Below are 16,319 nucleotides of genomic sequence, written 5' to 3' on the forward strand. Positions count from 1 at the left end.
AAGCATAGTGATGAAAAAAATAATAACCATTTCTGTTTTTCTTTTTTTTGGATCGGCTTGCGCTCAAAATCTTGATTTTAAAATTTTGAGATCGCTTAATCAAAAAGAGATGCCCATTTGGGATAAAACCATGGAAGGTTTTTCTTTTTCTGTAAATCCGTTAATACCGGTTACCGTTGTTGGAATTTGGGCCAATGGTTACTTAAAAAAGGATGAGATAATGATGCGCAATGGTTACAAAAGTGCTATTACAATTGCTTTTGCCGCACTAACTTCGGCCGGGTTAAAATATACCATAGATAGACCAAGGCCTTACAAAACTTATCCTTCTGAAATAACTGCCCGCACACATTCTGGCTCCTACTCTTTTCCGAGCGGACATACAACTTCTGCTTTTGCAATGGCAACAGCGCTTTCGCTAAGCTACAAAGAGTGGTACGTTGCTGTGCCCGCTTATCTTTATGCCGGAATTGTGGGTTATTCAAGAATGCGTTTAGGGGTTCATTTTCCAACAGACGTGCTGGCAGGCATGGTACTGGGTATTGGTTCTGGATTATTGGTTTGGAAACTTGATCGCCTAATCAATAACAAATAATTATTTAGAAAATCTACTCAAACAGTCTATCAAACTATCAATTTCAGCCTTTGTATTAAATGCGTGAATGGAAAAACGAATTCTTTCTTTTCCTTGTTTAATCATTGGGCTTTTCATAATGCGTGCATGAACATTAATGCTTTTTAATTCTCTATCAAGCTTATCCACTAAATCATTGCTTCCTAATTGAATTGCATGAATACCACTTTGGCTCTTTACAATGCTCTTGATAGAAGCAGCTTTGGTATAAAAATAGGCGATGTTATTTTGCAGAAGATCTTTTTGATTGGTTTCAATTAATAACTGGTAAGAATGTTTAATTGCTTCAATACTATAATAAGGCAAAGCGGTAGTATAAATAAATGTGCGCGAAAAATTTATCAGATAGTTTCGTAAAATATCACTTCCAACAATAGCAGCACCGTGACAGCCCATGGCTTTTCCATAAGTGTAAATTCTAGCGAAAATTTTCTTTTCAATTGACAAGGCATTGCACAATCCCCTACCCTGCTTTCCAAATACACCGATGCCATGTGCTTCATCGACAATTAAAAAAATATTTTTAAAATCCTGACATATTTCAACCAACTCCAATAATGGTGCCGAGTCTCCATCTAAAGAATATACGCTTTCTGCCACCACATAAATATTCTCAAAATCTTTACGATGCCGTTGGATTAATTCACTCAAATTCTCCATATCGTTATGAGCAAATTTATAGTGCGTGGAATGACTTAAACGAATACCATCGTAAATGGATGCGTGTATCATTTCATCGTATAAAATAAGATCATTTTTTTGTGGCACCGATGAAAGAAGTCCCACATTTGCATCATAACCGGAATTAAAAATAAGTGCACTTTCTGCGTGATGGAAAAAGGCAATTTGTTTCTCGGTTTCCTCTATTATACGACTATTACCACTAACCAATCGAGATCCGGTAGCACCAAAACCCATTGGCTTTCCGTCGGCATCCTGCTCAGTTATTTGCGCATGGATTTTAGAATCTAAAAGTCCAAGTTTTGAAAATCCAAGATAATCGTTGCTGCAAAAATCAATTTCTGGAAAGGTACAAGTCAGTTTTCTAAGAATACCATTCTGCTCGCGTTCTGCAAGTGCTTTTAATAAATAAGTTGGATGGTGGTATAACGACATATTTTATACTTCCGATTATATCAAATATAAGTATTAGAAATGGATTTTAAAAGCGCGACAAAGACTTGCGGTGAAGATTCCATCAGGCCTTGTCCATGGCTTAATCGAAGAACATCCACGTCAACCCAAATCGAAAAGCCAAATCACTTTGATAGTATCCTGGAACAAAAGAAAAATTTGGTCCTGCCACAGCTGCAAGTGCATTTTCAACTTTTAGGAAAATAGAAACAGGACGAATACGAGCGCTAAGATAGGCGTCCAAATATGGGTAGCGATCCGTTTTAAAATCATTCTGCAAATAAAAGGTTTGCGTAGAAGGCATGTAGGCGTAGGCGTAGAAGGACTCATATATTTGTACTTGAAAGCCTATCTGTAATAATAAATTATTGTGAGACAAACTTCCATTGTAAAACAATTTGCATGTAGCTGAATGTTCTGGAATCCTCACCACAGAAGCTTTAGAGCTGCTCTGGTAAATATAATTCATATTTAAACCGAGATGTTTAAAAAATATTTTTGTGAAATTAAGATTCAAACCAATGTTTGAAATTGGTTTTGAATAATTTTTCGGCAATGCTTCTTGATCAAAATATAAATAATTAGTAATGGATTGATAAAAAATAGACGTTGTAAAAACTCTATTTAAATCTAATCCTAATTTAAATTGTATTTGTTGTTGTGACTTAAAGCCATTATTAAACCATACAAAATGATTACTTAACCAATTATTGTACATATAATCCGGACTTCGGTTTTCGTAAAGCACATTTAAAAACAGATTTCTTTTTTTGTTTTGATTAAAAGTATAAATAGACTTACTCTCCCCTTTGTAGTTCCCAATTAAAGGGCCGGCTAAACAATATTGAAAGTTAACACGCGTTTCGCAATACTTTTCCGTTTTATTTAAGGTGTCTTTGTTTAAAGTGTCTCTTGAAGTTAGGGGTGTTCTAAAAACAAAATCCGACAAAAGAATGTGATTCATAAACACGCTGTCTCTGCGCTGCCAGACTTGATTGATTTCATTTTTATACCCAAAAGATAAACCCGCTTTATTATCCTTTTTAAGTATGGCATACGAAAGTTCATTTGTGAATTTTTTCACATGCGAGCTGTCGTTAGTTTTCAAGGTATCGTAGTAAGTATTTTTGTAGAATTTATCAATAGCATCATTAGAACTCGAATAATGGTAAGAACTGTTTTCGAATCTGGACTTTAGTTGTACAAAGTGATCTACCGTATTCGTTGAATCATTCTTGTTTAAGCGTAGCCAAGGGTTAATCATTACTTTTAACTCGCGATTATCGCGTTTGGCAGAAGATAAATTCACTCTAAAAAGTTCTTTATCAAACACTAAACTAGAATCCGTTATTACTCCATCTTGAATGCCGCCGTTTTCAGAATTTTTATTGCCATTATTGAGAATATAAAAATAGTACCCCGCATTCTTTTTTCGGGTTGCATAATTACTGCTTAAATAAACATTATTTGCATAAGTCTGTTGCCTTTGATAAAAACCTTTAGACGTATATCGGTTAAAGCCAATCGTAAAATTCACTTTGCCCTTATATGTTTGGGTAAACAACATTTTAAAAATCTGGAGCTCCTTACTTCCAGCAATTCCATTTAAACTGGCAAAGGGACCCTTGGTTCTATAATATCTTACTTCGCTTTCTTTAAATCTATCAATTGTCAGAGGCGATTGTACAAACCGAAAACCAATATCATCGCTTCCATAACGCCAAATATAATCTGGAGAAGCGAGTCCTAAATTTCCCATATAATTTTTTGGAAAATAATTGGCTTGCTCCGTAATAGCTGTATCTGGAAAATTATTTTTATACTCCGTAAGTAAATTGTTTTGTTCTGTTTTACTTTTCAGGTAATTGGGATTTACAGAATAAAAAACCTGCGCATAATTTAGAGTGCTGAGACATAAAAAAAAGCCACAAAGCAGCTTGCTCGTTACGCAATAAATTTTCGATCTGAAAAAGTGAACCATTAACCTAGGTTGTTACAACGCTGATAAAAAGTAAAACTAATAAAATTTTACCTATCACGATTTAAAGAAATACAAAGGATATGAAAAGCCAGACTTAATAAATGTTATAACTTGTCAAAAAAGTGCTCCTCGACGTCAAAGGTAGATTTTACACCTACTTCGTGGTAACTCGTTTCCAACCATTTTTCAGCTGTTTGCCTTCCCTTTTCCTTGAGACTAAGCAAAAATTCCCATGAAATATTCATCTTGCTACTTTGATTCATTTGACTTAATGCCTCGTATCCACTGATAGTATGCACGAAAATTTCGCGATTAGTTTTATTATCGGTAGTTAATATGCCATTGCGAATGAGTTCGTTTCTATAGTGAATTAATTTCATTTCATTAATTAAACTGCTATTAAACGAAATTTCATTTACACGATCTGCAATATCACGTGCGCTGGTTGGCACGGAATTTATGTTGATGGAATTAATTTTTATTAAAACAATATCCCTTACACTTGTATTTGTAATCAACGGAAATATTGGTGGGTTTCCCATGTATCCACCATCCCAATAATACTGACCATCTATTTCCACCGCTTGAAACAAAAAGGGCAAACACGCGGAAGCCAATACTGCATCCACAGAAATTTCACTGTTAGTGAAAATTTTTGCTCGGTTTGTCTTTACGTTTGTAGCACAAATAAATAGCTTTTTCTTATTGTATAATTTTAATTGGTCAAAATCAATAAGGTCGGTTAAAATGTCTCTTAGTGGGTTATAATTTAAAGGATTAAAATTATAAGGAGAAAGAAATTGAGAGATAGAATTAAACATCATGAAGCCGGGACTGTTATGAATATCGCCGTTTCCAAACATTTGGTCAAAAATACTTGGCTTAAACAAAAAGCTACCACTCATAGCAACTTTGTGCCAAAGCTTATCCATGAGTTCCTTTGCTTTAGCTGGCCCGCCAATATGCAGTCCGTAAGCACATGTTACAGCGTTTACCGCTCCTGCGCTTGTGCCACACATCGCTTCAGTAACAATCGAGTCTTCTTCAAGAAGTCTATCCAACACTCCCCATGTAAAAGCTCCGTGCGCTCCGCCACCTTGTAATGCGATGCACAATGGTTTCTTTTCTAAGTTCATAATTAATTTTTTAATCTACTAAATTTATCTTTTTAATACTAAAAGCAGACTTTTTTGTTCTGATTATATTAGTATTTTAAAGAAATTTTTACAAATTGTTTAATTCATCTACTGCTGCATCGTAATTGGGTTGAATTTTGAGACACATGGCATAATCTGCCTTTGCACTTTCTTTATCTTTTAATTTGGAATAGGTATAACCCCTAGCAAAATAAGCCTCAACGTAATTGGGATTTATTTCAATGGCTTTCGTAAATTCTTCCAAGGCTTTCTTAGGATCCTTTTTTATTTCCAAATAAATAGCTCCAAGGTTATAATAACAGTTTTCACACGTTTTGTTCGTAGTTAAAATTGCCTCGTATAATTTAATAGCCTCGTCAATTTTTCCAAGATCTTGCAGTAATTTTGCTTTTGCATAATTGGCTGTAGGGTTTGTTGGATCAACGCGGAGAACATTATTATAATATTCAATTGCTAGTGGATTTTTACGCGCGCCGTAAAGAATTCCTAAATCATAAAAAGCATCAACATATTTATTGTCTTGTTCAACGGCGGTTTCTAGACTCGAAATCGCTCTCGCAGTATCACCACTCTCTCTGTAAATACTTCCTTTAATGTAATACGCTTTAGCGAGATTTTCATTAATTTTTAAGGTCTTGTTTACGTATTCAATACCGTCTTGATAACGTCTTACAAGAAAATACAATTCTGCCAATTTTAATAAAGCTTCTGTATTATTTGGAAATCTTTTTGCAGTCGCTTCAAGTAGTTCTTTTGAATCACGGGTTTTATTTTCGCTGAAATAAATGTCAACTAATGTCAAATGAAACAAAGCTTGTGTGCTATCTATCTTTATAGCCCGTTTACAATCATTTTCAGCTTCTGGAAATTCTCTTAATTTAAGATAAACTAAAGCGCGTTTATTATACAATGAAGCATTTGATGCATCTTTCAATAACTCGGCATTTATTTCCTTCAGCTCTGGTGAGTTTAATTTAATGTTTAAACTATCTATTTTTTTTGTGCCGACTTCCTCTCCTTCATTTTTATTCGTGCAGGAAAAAATCAAAAATAAACTTATCAGCGGGATTAAAATTCTGTTTTTCATCTTAGTTCTTATAGATCATTGGCATTCGCAATTAACTCGGCAACGTCCAAAACTTTGGTTTTATCTTCTTTATTAAAGTGCTTTACACCGTCTGTCATCATTGTATTACAAAATGGACAACCAACGGCTATAACATCAGGATTAAGAGCAAGTGCTTCTTCTGCGCGTTCGTTATTAACTTCCTTTGTACCCTTTTCTGCTTCCTTAAACATTTGCGCGCCGCCAGCACCGCAGCATAAACCTTTTGCTCTGCTACGTTTCATTTCCATTAACTCTACATCCAACTTCTGAATAACCTCGCGCGGTGCTTCATACACATCGTTTGCTCTTCCTAAATAACAGGGGTCGTGAAACACAATTTTCTTTCCTTTAAACTCCCCGCCTTGCACTTTTAATTTGCCGGTATCAATGAGTTCTTGCACAAGCTGCGTGTGATGCACTACTTCGTAATTCCCGCCTAAAGCAGGGTATTCGTTTTTAATCGTATTAAAACAATGCGGACAACCGGTAACTATTTTTTTAATTTCATAGCCATTTAAAACTGAAATATTTTGCATGGCTTGCATTTGGAATAAAAATTCATTTCCAGCACGCTTAGCTGGATCGCCCGTACAACCCTCTTCTGCACCAAGTATGGCGAATTTAATATTCACATGATTCAGAATTTTCACAATTGCTTTTGTGATTTTTTTTGCACGATCATCAAAGCTACCACTGCAACCTACCCAAAACAAAATTTCAGGGGTCTCGCCTGCGGCGATCATATCGGACATTGTCTTTACCTCTATTTTACTCATACTTCTTTCAAAATTTAACCACTAAGGCACTAAGGGCACTCAGTGACACTAAGTTATTAATTAATCTTTAGGTAATTTAGAAAATTCCTCTGTCACTAAAGGAACTAATTGTTTTGTAATATTTTCATAATGAAAATTTATTAGCAATCCTTTTGGCATTTGCGAAAGTTTTAAATAGGATAATAGTTGTGCCTTATAAAGTGGTATCCTAGCCTCGACGGCCTTTAATTCAACGACAATTAAACTATTTATTAATAAATCTAATTTTAACATTCCTCCTAAATTTTTTCCTTTATAATGCACTGGCACATGAATTTGCGATTGCACTTTTAAACCAATTTCATTTAATTCGTCGACTAGGCAAGAATGATAAACAGACTCTAACAATCCCGGCCCTAATTGTTTGTGCACTTCAATAGCTCCACCAACAATTTGATATGAAATCTCATTAATATATTTCTGAGTAATCATATTCTCTTAGTGTTCTTTAGTGCGCTGAGTGTCTTAGTGGTTTAAGACTCAGTAACCCAATTAGCGCGATCGGCCTGAGCAAACTGCCAAGGAGCACCATTGTTTTCTATGTTTGTAAACATTCCATTTAATTCAGAAGGACTTTGACTTTCTTCCATCACTAAATATCTTCTCATTTCAATAATAATTGCCAAAGGATCAATGTTTATAGGACATTCCTGAACACACGCATTACAAGTATTACAGGCCCAAACTTCTTCGGCTGTTGTATAATCTCCTAATAAAGATTTCCCATCATCGACAAACACCCCTTGGTTTTTATCCATGTTACGCCCCACCTCTTCCATTCGGTCGCGTGTGTCCATCATGATTTTTCGTGGAGACAATTTCTTGCCAGTCATGTTTTGAGGACAAGCAGACGTGCATCTACCGCATTCTGTGCAAGAATAAGCGTCCATTAAATTTTTCCAACCAAGATCCTGAACATCCTTTACACCAAAACGTACAGGATTGTTAGGATCTGTTTTTGCAACATAAGCCGGATCGAAATTAGGAGCTACCACATCTGTAACAGCGTCTAATGTATTGAACTGTCCCTTTGGTTTTAGATTAGAAAAATACGTATTCGGAAATGCCAAAAGAATATGAAGGTGTTTTGAGTAGGGCAAATAATTCAAGAAGGCGAAAATGCCTATAATGTGTAACCACCAGCAAACGCGCTCAATAAGAATTAAGGACCCATCAGACATGCCACTTAACATCGGCGCAAAAAAACCACTTATAGGAAAACTTCCCGCCTGGTGATAATGCTCGTTGCCGCGCAACTGCAAATTTTGATCAGCAGCATTCATTAGCATTAACGCTGTCATTAAAATCATTTCAGTAATTAAAATAGCGTTGGCATCTAGACTCGGAAATCCTTTTAATTCCGAATTCCAAAAACGCTTTACTTTCATTACGTTTCTACGTAACCAAAAAACAACTACACCAATAAACACACCTAAGGCAAGAATTTCAAAAAAAGCGATTAAGAAATTATAAAAACCTCCTAAGAAAGCAAAAGCACGGTGAGAGTTGGTTAAACCGTCAACAAACATCTCTAGTACTTCAATGTTGATTAAAACAAAACCAACGTAAACAAGAATGTGCATCACAGCACTGATAGGTCGTGTTAGCATTTTGCTTTGCCCCAGTGCAACAAGAACCATTGTCTTAAGACGTTCGCCCTTGTTATCTGTAATTGGAAAATTTTTTCCGATAAAAATATTACGACGAATTTTTACAGCGTTCACGTAAAAAAAAGAAGCAGAGCCGATAAAAATTATAGTGAAAATAATAGAACTGATCATATTATTTTAAATTTTAAATTAGTATTATTTTTTTCTACCAAAGAGTGAAAAGTGAACATATCTTTTCGGATTTTCTTTCAAATCTTTAAGAAGGTTGTCCAAATCTGCCGCAGATTTATTTAAATTATTATAAAGTGAATCATCTTTCGCAAGTTTCCCAATAGTTCCTTGACCTTGATTAATTTTAGTCAACAAATTATTTAATTCCTTTAGCGTATTATCAGCATTAGCAACAGCACTCTTTAATTGAGATTTTGCAAGCGTATCGGAAAGGTTGCTGAAATTGGTGAGGATGTTGGTGATTTTTTGTTCGTTCTTATTTAGGTTGGTGGTTATGCCGCTAAGATTCGTAAGCACTGAAGAGATTTTTGGTTTTTCGGTGGCCATTAAATCATCTAGTTTATAAGCGGTTTGTTCCAAACTAAAAATTGCTTTTCGCACACTTTCAAATGATTGATTAATATTTTCTCTGGTTTTAATATTTAATACCTGATTCACAACGCCCATAACAGTATCTACGCTGCTGATAAGATTCTCAAACTTTGCTTGAAGAGGCGCTAATTGTCTATTAAACGCTTCTTTGAAACTTTGTTCTGTTTCGGAAACTAAGGTGTCGCCGTTTTTTAAAAATTCTTTTTCTTTGCTAAAAACGAGTTCAACTGCCATGCCTCCTAGCAAATTAGTACTGACTACTTTAGCGACAGATTTTCTAGGGATGTCAATTTCTTCGGTGATGAGAAATTTAACCAATACGAGATTTTGTCCGTCTTTTTGAATTAAGGAAATCGTTTTTATTTGCCCAATTTGATACCCATTTATTTGTAGAGGACTTGAAGGATTAAGATTTTCGATTTTAGGATATACCGCGTATAAAAAGGATTTCTCAAAGAAAAGATTACTGCCTTTTAAAAAACTGAGCCCCCAAACAAATGCGGCTATTGCAAAAACAACCACAATACCTATTTTGAATTCCTTAGATACCTTCACAAAAAAGTTTTACGATTTAACGCCTAAATATAAGTATTTTTATTGAGTTAAAAAGCGCAATAATGAGTGAGAAATTGAAAAATGAAGAGCTGAACCGGCTAAGTGTGGAAGCGTTTAAAAGCGCAAAGAAACAGTCCGTTATAATAGTACTCGACAACGTGCGAAGCCTTAACAATGTTGGTTCTGCTTTTAGAACCGCCGATGCCTTTTTAATTGAGGAGATACTTCTGTGTGGCGTAACCGGAACACCTCCTAACAAAGAAATAGAAAAAACGGCACTCGGGGCAACTTCTACCGTAAAATGGGTGCATTTTAAAACCACACTTGAAGCAATTATTTATTTAAAAGAAAAAGCGTACACTCCTTATGCCGTTGAACAAGCAAAAAATAGCATTGCTTTAAATTCTTTTGTTTATAACGATGAAAAAATTGCCTTGGTGTTTGGTAATGAAGTTTACGGTGTAGAGCAAACCGTTATAGATGCATGTAAAGGTGTTATTGAAATACCACAAATAGGAAGCAAACACTCCTTTAATATTTCCGTGAGTATTGGCATTGTGTTATGGGAGTTATTGCGGGGGAAATTGTAAGCGCAAATATTTTTCCTCTACCAATCCTTATGGTAGAATCGCACATCCGGTTAACAATTCTTTAATTACTATTAATATCGATTAATTACTTAGTAAACCATCCCTTTCAATGAGTAAAGAAATAGTTATCCTGCTATGCATAGTGTAACTTTAACCTAAAAATAACCCATGAAAAACAGGTTGCATATTTTTTTCTACCTTCTTCTATTCGTAATCAATAACATTAAATCTCAAATCACTAATATTGATTTCGAAGCGAGCCCAGTAGGCTCTTACACGAATTCAAACGCAGTGAATGGTTGGACTGTAAGCAGTATTACAGGCAATGGTTCTTGCAACTATGTGAATTGGCAACCCGGTAGCGGTACCTTTTCTGTTCTTGCCACACCGATTTTAAACCTTCCTTATATTGGTAATTTACTTAATTCTCCGCTAGGCGGATCTAAAATTGTAGCTCTTAATAACGCAAGCCCAAATTATGTGGTAACCAAAATAGCGCAAAACTTTGCTGTAAATTACACTAGTTCTATTTTTCAGTACGCTTATGCGGGATCTTGGGATTACAGTCCAACTGAAACGTGTTGTACTGGTGCAAACTTTCAGGTAATCGTAAAAGATTGCTTTGGAACTGTTTTGCCTTGTTTCTCTTATACACTTAATCCAAATGGCGGAACATGTCCCTCTGCTTCAGGATCTACTACACTGACAACCATCGGCAACATACCTACAAACTGGGCGAACTGGGTTGTACGAACCGTAGATCTTTCACCTTTTATTGGTAGTTGCGTTACTGTTGAAGTCATTGCAAACTCGTGCGCTTTAGCATCGCATGTAGGGCGCGCCTACTTTGATGCGCGCTGCGCCAGTCCATCTCAACTTATTGTTGGCAGTGGTCTTAGCAATGTTACTCCGTTTCCTACACCTGTTGGTTTTTGTCAAGGTTCCAATCAGGCTCAAATAACTGCACCATTAGGCTATTCGAATTATCAATGGTATGCGCCAGGCACAGGTAGTATTCCCCCGCCACAAGGGACTTCGAGCGTGTTAACTGTTTCCAACCCTGTCGCTGGTTCTGTTTATACTGTGAACATGCTTGCTCCTTCCGGCTGCATCTATACTGCAACTTATGCCATTGGATATGCATCTATAAGCGTTGCCGCTATTGGCGCGTCACCAAGTTGTTCTCTGGGAAGCTCAGGATCTGCCTCCGTTGTAGCAAACGGAAGTGGCACTGGATATAATTATACCTGGTATAATTCAACTAGCACTTTAACCAGTAATTCAAATGTCGTTTCTAATTTATCGATTGGCGTGTATTCTGTTTTAGTGAAGGCTGCTGGGTCACAAAGTAGTACCTGCGGACAAGCGGTCGGAACCGTGACCGTGAATACCTCGCCGCAAGGGGTTACAAATTTATTTAAACCTTTTTGCACAGACGCATACCTTAATCCTCCTGCTGGCACGGGATATCAATGGTACAATAATTTAACACCCATCACTTCCTCTTTGGGTGGGACACAAGCAAGTTATACTGTTACTAGCCCGAACAATGGTTCTATTTATCGAACTACTTTTACTTCGGTTCAGGGTTGTAAAGATTCCATAGAATATACCTTAATTTCTTCATCACCAGGGGTCATGAGCGTTTCTCAGAATTCGGATATTTGCGTAGGTGCAACGAATGGTAGCGCCACAATTACTATCAGTCCAGCTGGTGGTTTTGCAACCTCGATTAACTCTTATTCTATTACCTCACTTGGTATAACTCCCAACTATTCCGCATCACTTGCACCAACTTCACTGCTTTCTTTCACTGCAAACGGACTTTCAAGCGGAACTTACAGTGTGAACGCATTTGATGGTAATTGTAAATACTCTGATACCTTTTCTATTTCTACGTATTCCTTCAATTTTAATCTGAGTCCATCGTCCTCAACCATCTGCAACGGTAGTTCAGGTTTAATTACAACCAATTTAACAACGCCTCCTTCTTCAGGACAATATAGTTTTTCCTGGACTCCAACCAGCTTTTTATCAAATACACAAACGGCGAGTTCATTGATAACACCAACTGTGGCGCCAGGTAATGTCAGTACCATTATTTATTCCGTTGCAGTGGTAGAACCCATTCATAACTGTTCAATAACTAAAACGACTGCGGTAACTGTTGCTAATCTTTTAACTCCAACTATTAATTTAATTCCAATCCTTTGTAAAAACTCCTCTGATTATACCATTTCTACAAATCCTCAGGGTGGTACTTTTACAAGCTTGAGCAACACGAATGTCATTTCAAATGCCGGTGTTATTTCACCTTCTAATTCAAATCTCGGAGTTACTACTTTCACTTATTCTAATGATATAGGAACCTGTCATGCACATACTACTGGTACATTTCTGGTAAACAACAATCCTGTAATTGCGATTTCTGGAAATAGTGTTTTATGTCAGGGAGAACCAACCACCCTCTTGGCAAATGGCGCAGATACTTATGTTTGGAGCAATTCATCCACAAATCCATTCATTACTGTTAGCCCTCCAGCTAGCGTTCAATACATCGTGACAGGAACAAACATTTTGGATAATTGTTCAGGCTCAAAAACCATAACGGTTCTTATTATACCGCAACCAACCATCACAATCTCTGGAACTAGCAGTATTTGTCTTGGAGCAACCGCAACCCTCACCGCTAATGGCGCAAATACTTACAATTGGAACAACGGATCAACGAATCAAAGCATCTTTGTTACTCCAACCATCACGACCAATTACAGTGTTACTGGAACAACAGCACTAGCAAACTGTACCTCCACTCAAAGCATGCAGATTCAAGTTAAGGCATGCACACTTACAGTACTTAATGAGTTATTTTCAAGCGTTAACATAAGCATCTATCCAAATCCGTCTAACGGAAAATTTGTAGTTGAGTCTTTAGCTTCGTGTCAAATTGTAGTGACAGACTTAAGTGGAAAAATTATTTTTGAAAAAAATTACGATGATGGGAAAAACGAAATTGATTTGAGTGAATTTGCAAATGGTATCTACATTTTGAAAAAGATTAGTAATGGAGAAACAACTATTACCAAATTGATAAAGAAAGATTAATTACTTAGCGAACTCAAGCTTTCAATGAGTAAAGAAATAGGTTTAACATAAAGCATGCTGTAGTTTTATAGAACAAACTACCCATGAAAAACAAGCTCCATATTTTCTTCTTTTTTGCTTTGTTTTTATTTTGTAATCTCAAGTCCCAAACAAACAACATTGATTTTGAATTAACCCCTGCCGGTGCTTATACCACGGCCAATGCGGTGAGTGGGTGGACGGTGAGTAGTCACACCCGTACAAATACAAGTCAGCTCAATGTCACAGATTGTAGTATTCTTTCTCCATGGCTACCGAGTAGTCAAGAGTTTTCAATCGTTTCTACGCCAATTGCAGCATTTCCAGTTATTGGCAATATTCCTCATTCCCCTTTGGGTGGTTTACATGTAGCCCGATTAAATAACTCGACAGCTAATGGGTATGCGACAAAATTAACGAGAACTTATTTTGTTACGAGTTCTAATTCAATGCTGCAAATTGCCTACGCTGGCGCTTGGCAAGATCCTCTAGGTTTTGAAGGTTGGTGTAACCCTCCTTTTTTTGAAATACTTATAAGAGATTCTACCAACGCCGTTATACCTTGCAAAACCACTAGTTTTACCCCTTTATCGGGTGGGCAAACAACTGGTACGACTTTCACAATTACTAATACGCAAAATTCAGGCGTCGTTTTTTGGAGCAACTGGCAAATAAAAAATATAGATCTTAGTCCTTATTTAAATACAACCATTACTATTGAAATTGTTTGTGCTGACTGTATCAATGGCGATCACTTTGGAACAGTATTTATCGATGCAGACTTTCCTTACACGCCACCATTAGTGAGTTGGTGTACCGGTATGCCAACTGCAACTCTCACTGGTCCTTCAGGGTATTACAGTTACGACTGGCATTTCAGCGGAAGTTCAACTTCCTATTCATTTGCCGGACTTTTACCTTTCCATTCTTCCACAATTGCTCTAACTGGTCTGAACAGTATTTATACATACACTATCGCTCTTTTTGCCAACCCATTTGTTAATTACGTTAACATTTGCAGTTATTCTGTGTCGTTTTCAATTATCTCAACTACAACAAACATTTATCAAATAAAAAGCAAGCCAAGTTGCCCAGGAGGTGCAAGTGGTTCTGCAACCGTTATTGCAAATACTGCAACAAGTTACAGTTGGATAAACTCCACGAATTCGGTAGTAAGCACCAGCTCGGTTGCAAATAATCTTGCGCCTGGTATTTATACGGTGAATGTCTTTGGTTGTGGTAACGCCAGCGGCACGGTTAATATTCCAACATCTACCTTAACCCTTAATACGGTGCTAAAACCACATTGTGGCAACGAGTGCGTTTTATCCTATCCAGGCGGAACTAACTACCAATGGTACTTCAACACTGCACCGATCACATCAAGTTTGGGAGGAACAGCTCCAAGCTATACGATTAATGCACCAGTCGGTCAACCAAGCTATGTAGTAAGCTACGATTCACCGAATGGATGCAGAGATTCTATTCTTAATATTTTAACCGCTACTCCTTCGGGTTCACTGGCAATTAGCTTGAATAAGATTATTTGTCCGAATAGTTCCACTAACAGTGCCGTTATCTCATTAACACCTTCAGCCTTTGCCTACTACTCCGTGTCAAACTCTTTTTCGGTTTTTTCAATCGGAGCCAGCTCTAACTATTCAGTTTCCGTTGGACCAACTTCTTCAAATTTTATTATTACATCGAGTTTAATAGCTGGATCTACTTATAGTGTAAATGCCTTTGACGGTTTTTGTACATATAAATCCAGTTTCACAGTAACTCCGTTTAATTATACTATTACTCCTTCCCCTTCACCAACACTTTGTCAAACAAGCGGAAATTATATTATTGCTAACGTTAGTCTTCCTTATTCCTTTTCGAACAGTTTATTCACTTATTCATGGGTTCCTTCTCCATTTATATTTAATGGTTATTCTAACTTTCAAAGTGCATTTCTAACGCCAAGTGCAACGCCGGGATCCTTGAGCACTATCATCTATACCGTAATTGTAACACCTACCGCATTAAACTGCCCATTAACAAAAACCATAGGGATAACAATTGCTGATCCACCTCCACCCGTAATAAATCTTATTCCGCAACTCTGTAAGAATGCCAATCAATATAGTATTAGCACAAATCCTCCCGGCGGAACTTTTATAAATGGAGCAGGTTCCTCCATTGGAACTAACAACGGTATTATAACGCCTTCTCTTTCTGCGCTTGGTACAAATAATTTCACCTATGCTACTTCTATTGGGCCTTGTGTTGCTAAATCATCTGGAAATTATACAATAAACCCTCTTCCATCTATAAGCATAACTGGAAACATTATTATTTGTAAAGGTCAATCTGCAATGCTTATTGCAAATGGCGCTACCACGTACACTTGGAATATTGGATCTCAAAGCCCTTCGATTAGTGTGACACAATTTGTTTCCGCAAGTTACACGGTTGAAGGAACGGATTCGCAGACAAATTGTTATAATACTAAAACCATAACGGTTAACACAATACCGTACCCTTCAATTGTTGTTTGGGGAGATACTATTATTTGTCTGGGAAAAACGACTAAACTTTCTGCACTGGGTGCAATTACTTATACATGGAGTAATGGATCTCCAACCCAAACTATAAACGTTGCACCAAATGCTACCACTACTTATACCTTAAAAGGCACAAGTGCTCTCGCCTCTTGCTCAAGCACACAAGCTATCACCGTTCATGTTGTCAATTGTAATACCACCGGCGTACTTGATAGAAATGCTGGTGAGACCTTTCGTATTTATCCAAACCCATCCAATAGTAAATTTTTTATTGAAGCTCAAAATATATTATCCATCGTGGTTACAGACGAACTTGGAAAAATAATTTTAGAAGAACATTTTCAAAAAGAAAATTATGATTTGGATTTAAGTAGTTACTCAAATGGTGTTTACATTTTAAAAGTATTTCAAAACAACGAAATAAAAACAGTGAAATTAATTAAGAATGATTAAACTTAGT

Annotated in this window: 12 protein-coding genes; 4 read left to right on the plus strand and 8 right to left on the minus strand. The window is 36.6% G+C overall.

The window, feature by feature from the left end; translation table 11 throughout:
• Positions 1–10: 10 nt before the first annotated feature.
• Complete coding sequence (locus P2086_RS01525) at positions 11–595, plus strand: phosphatase PAP2 family protein (RefSeq protein WP_317898662.1); 585 nt, start codon at positions 11–13, stop codon at positions 593–595.
• Here the strand turns inward: P2086_RS01525 and P2086_RS01530 are convergent, their stop codons facing one another.
• The 8 genes from P2086_RS01530 to P2086_RS01565 form a co-directional block, all read right to left on the minus strand.
• Entirely contained in the window at positions 596–1,750 is a 1,155-nt protein-coding gene (locus P2086_RS01530; protein ID WP_317898663.1) for an aminotransferase class I/II-fold pyridoxal phosphate-dependent enzyme, read from the minus strand. It abuts the gene before it with no gap.
• Positions 1,751–1,850: 100 nt separating this feature from the next.
• Positions 1,851–3,749, minus strand: coding sequence for a putative porin (locus P2086_RS01535; protein ID WP_317898664.1), 1,899 nt, complete (start codon positions 3,747–3,749; stop codon positions 1,851–1,853).
• 104 nt (positions 3,750–3,853) lie between these two features.
• Positions 3,854–4,885 carry a patatin-like phospholipase family protein gene (locus P2086_RS01540; protein ID WP_317898665.1) on the minus strand — a complete coding sequence of 344 codons (1,032 nt, stop codon included), beginning with the start codon at positions 4,883–4,885 and terminating at the stop codon, positions 3,854–3,856.
• 88 nt (positions 4,886–4,973) lie between these two features.
• Complete coding sequence (locus tag P2086_RS01545) at positions 4,974–5,993, minus strand: tetratricopeptide repeat protein (RefSeq protein ID WP_317898666.1); 1,020 nt, start codon at positions 5,991–5,993, stop codon at positions 4,974–4,976.
• 8 nt (positions 5,994–6,001) lie between these two features.
• A complete protein-coding gene (locus tag P2086_RS01550; RefSeq protein ID WP_317898667.1) occupies positions 6,002–6,790 on the minus strand; it encodes a (Fe-S)-binding protein in 789 nt (262 codons plus the stop codon).
• A 60-nt stretch (positions 6,791–6,850) separates the two neighbouring features.
• Entirely contained in the window at positions 6,851–7,261 is a 411-nt protein-coding gene (locus P2086_RS01555; RefSeq protein ID WP_317898668.1) for a GxxExxY protein, read from the minus strand.
• Positions 7,262–7,302: 41 nt separating this feature from the next.
• Positions 7,303–8,610 (minus strand): 4Fe-4S dicluster domain-containing protein, encoded by a 1,308-nt coding sequence (locus tag P2086_RS01560; RefSeq protein WP_317898669.1) that lies wholly within the window; start codon positions 8,608–8,610, stop codon positions 7,303–7,305.
• Between the two features lie 24 nt (positions 8,611–8,634).
• Positions 8,635–9,597, minus strand: a complete 963-nt coding sequence (locus P2086_RS01565) for an MlaD family protein (RefSeq protein ID WP_317898670.1) — start codon at positions 9,595–9,597, stop codon at positions 8,635–8,637.
• Positions 9,598–9,659: 62 nt separating this feature from the next.
• Between P2086_RS01565 and P2086_RS01570 the strand changes: the two genes are divergently transcribed.
• The 3 genes from P2086_RS01570 to P2086_RS01580 all read left to right on the plus strand — a co-directional run bounded on the left by P2086_RS01570 (position 9,660) and on the right by P2086_RS01580 (position 16,312).
• Positions 9,660–10,187, plus strand: a complete 528-nt coding sequence (locus tag P2086_RS01570; RefSeq protein WP_317898671.1) for an RNA methyltransferase — start codon at positions 9,660–9,662, stop codon at positions 10,185–10,187.
• 168 nt (positions 10,188–10,355) lie between these two features.
• Positions 10,356–13,292 (plus strand): T9SS type A sorting domain-containing protein, encoded by a 2,937-nt coding sequence (locus P2086_RS01575; protein WP_317898672.1) that lies wholly within the window; start codon positions 10,356–10,358, stop codon positions 13,290–13,292.
• Positions 13,293–13,375: 83 nt separating this feature from the next.
• Entirely contained in the window at positions 13,376–16,312 is a 2,937-nt protein-coding gene (locus P2086_RS01580; protein WP_317898673.1) for a T9SS type A sorting domain-containing protein, read from the plus strand.
• The last annotated feature ends 7 nt before the right edge of the window (positions 16,313–16,319 follow it).

Source organism: Aurantibacillus circumpalustris (genome assembly GCF_029625215.1).
In the GTDB taxonomy this organism is placed as follows: Bacteria; Bacteroidota; Bacteroidia; order B-17B0; family Aurantibacillaceae; genus Aurantibacillus; species Aurantibacillus circumpalustris.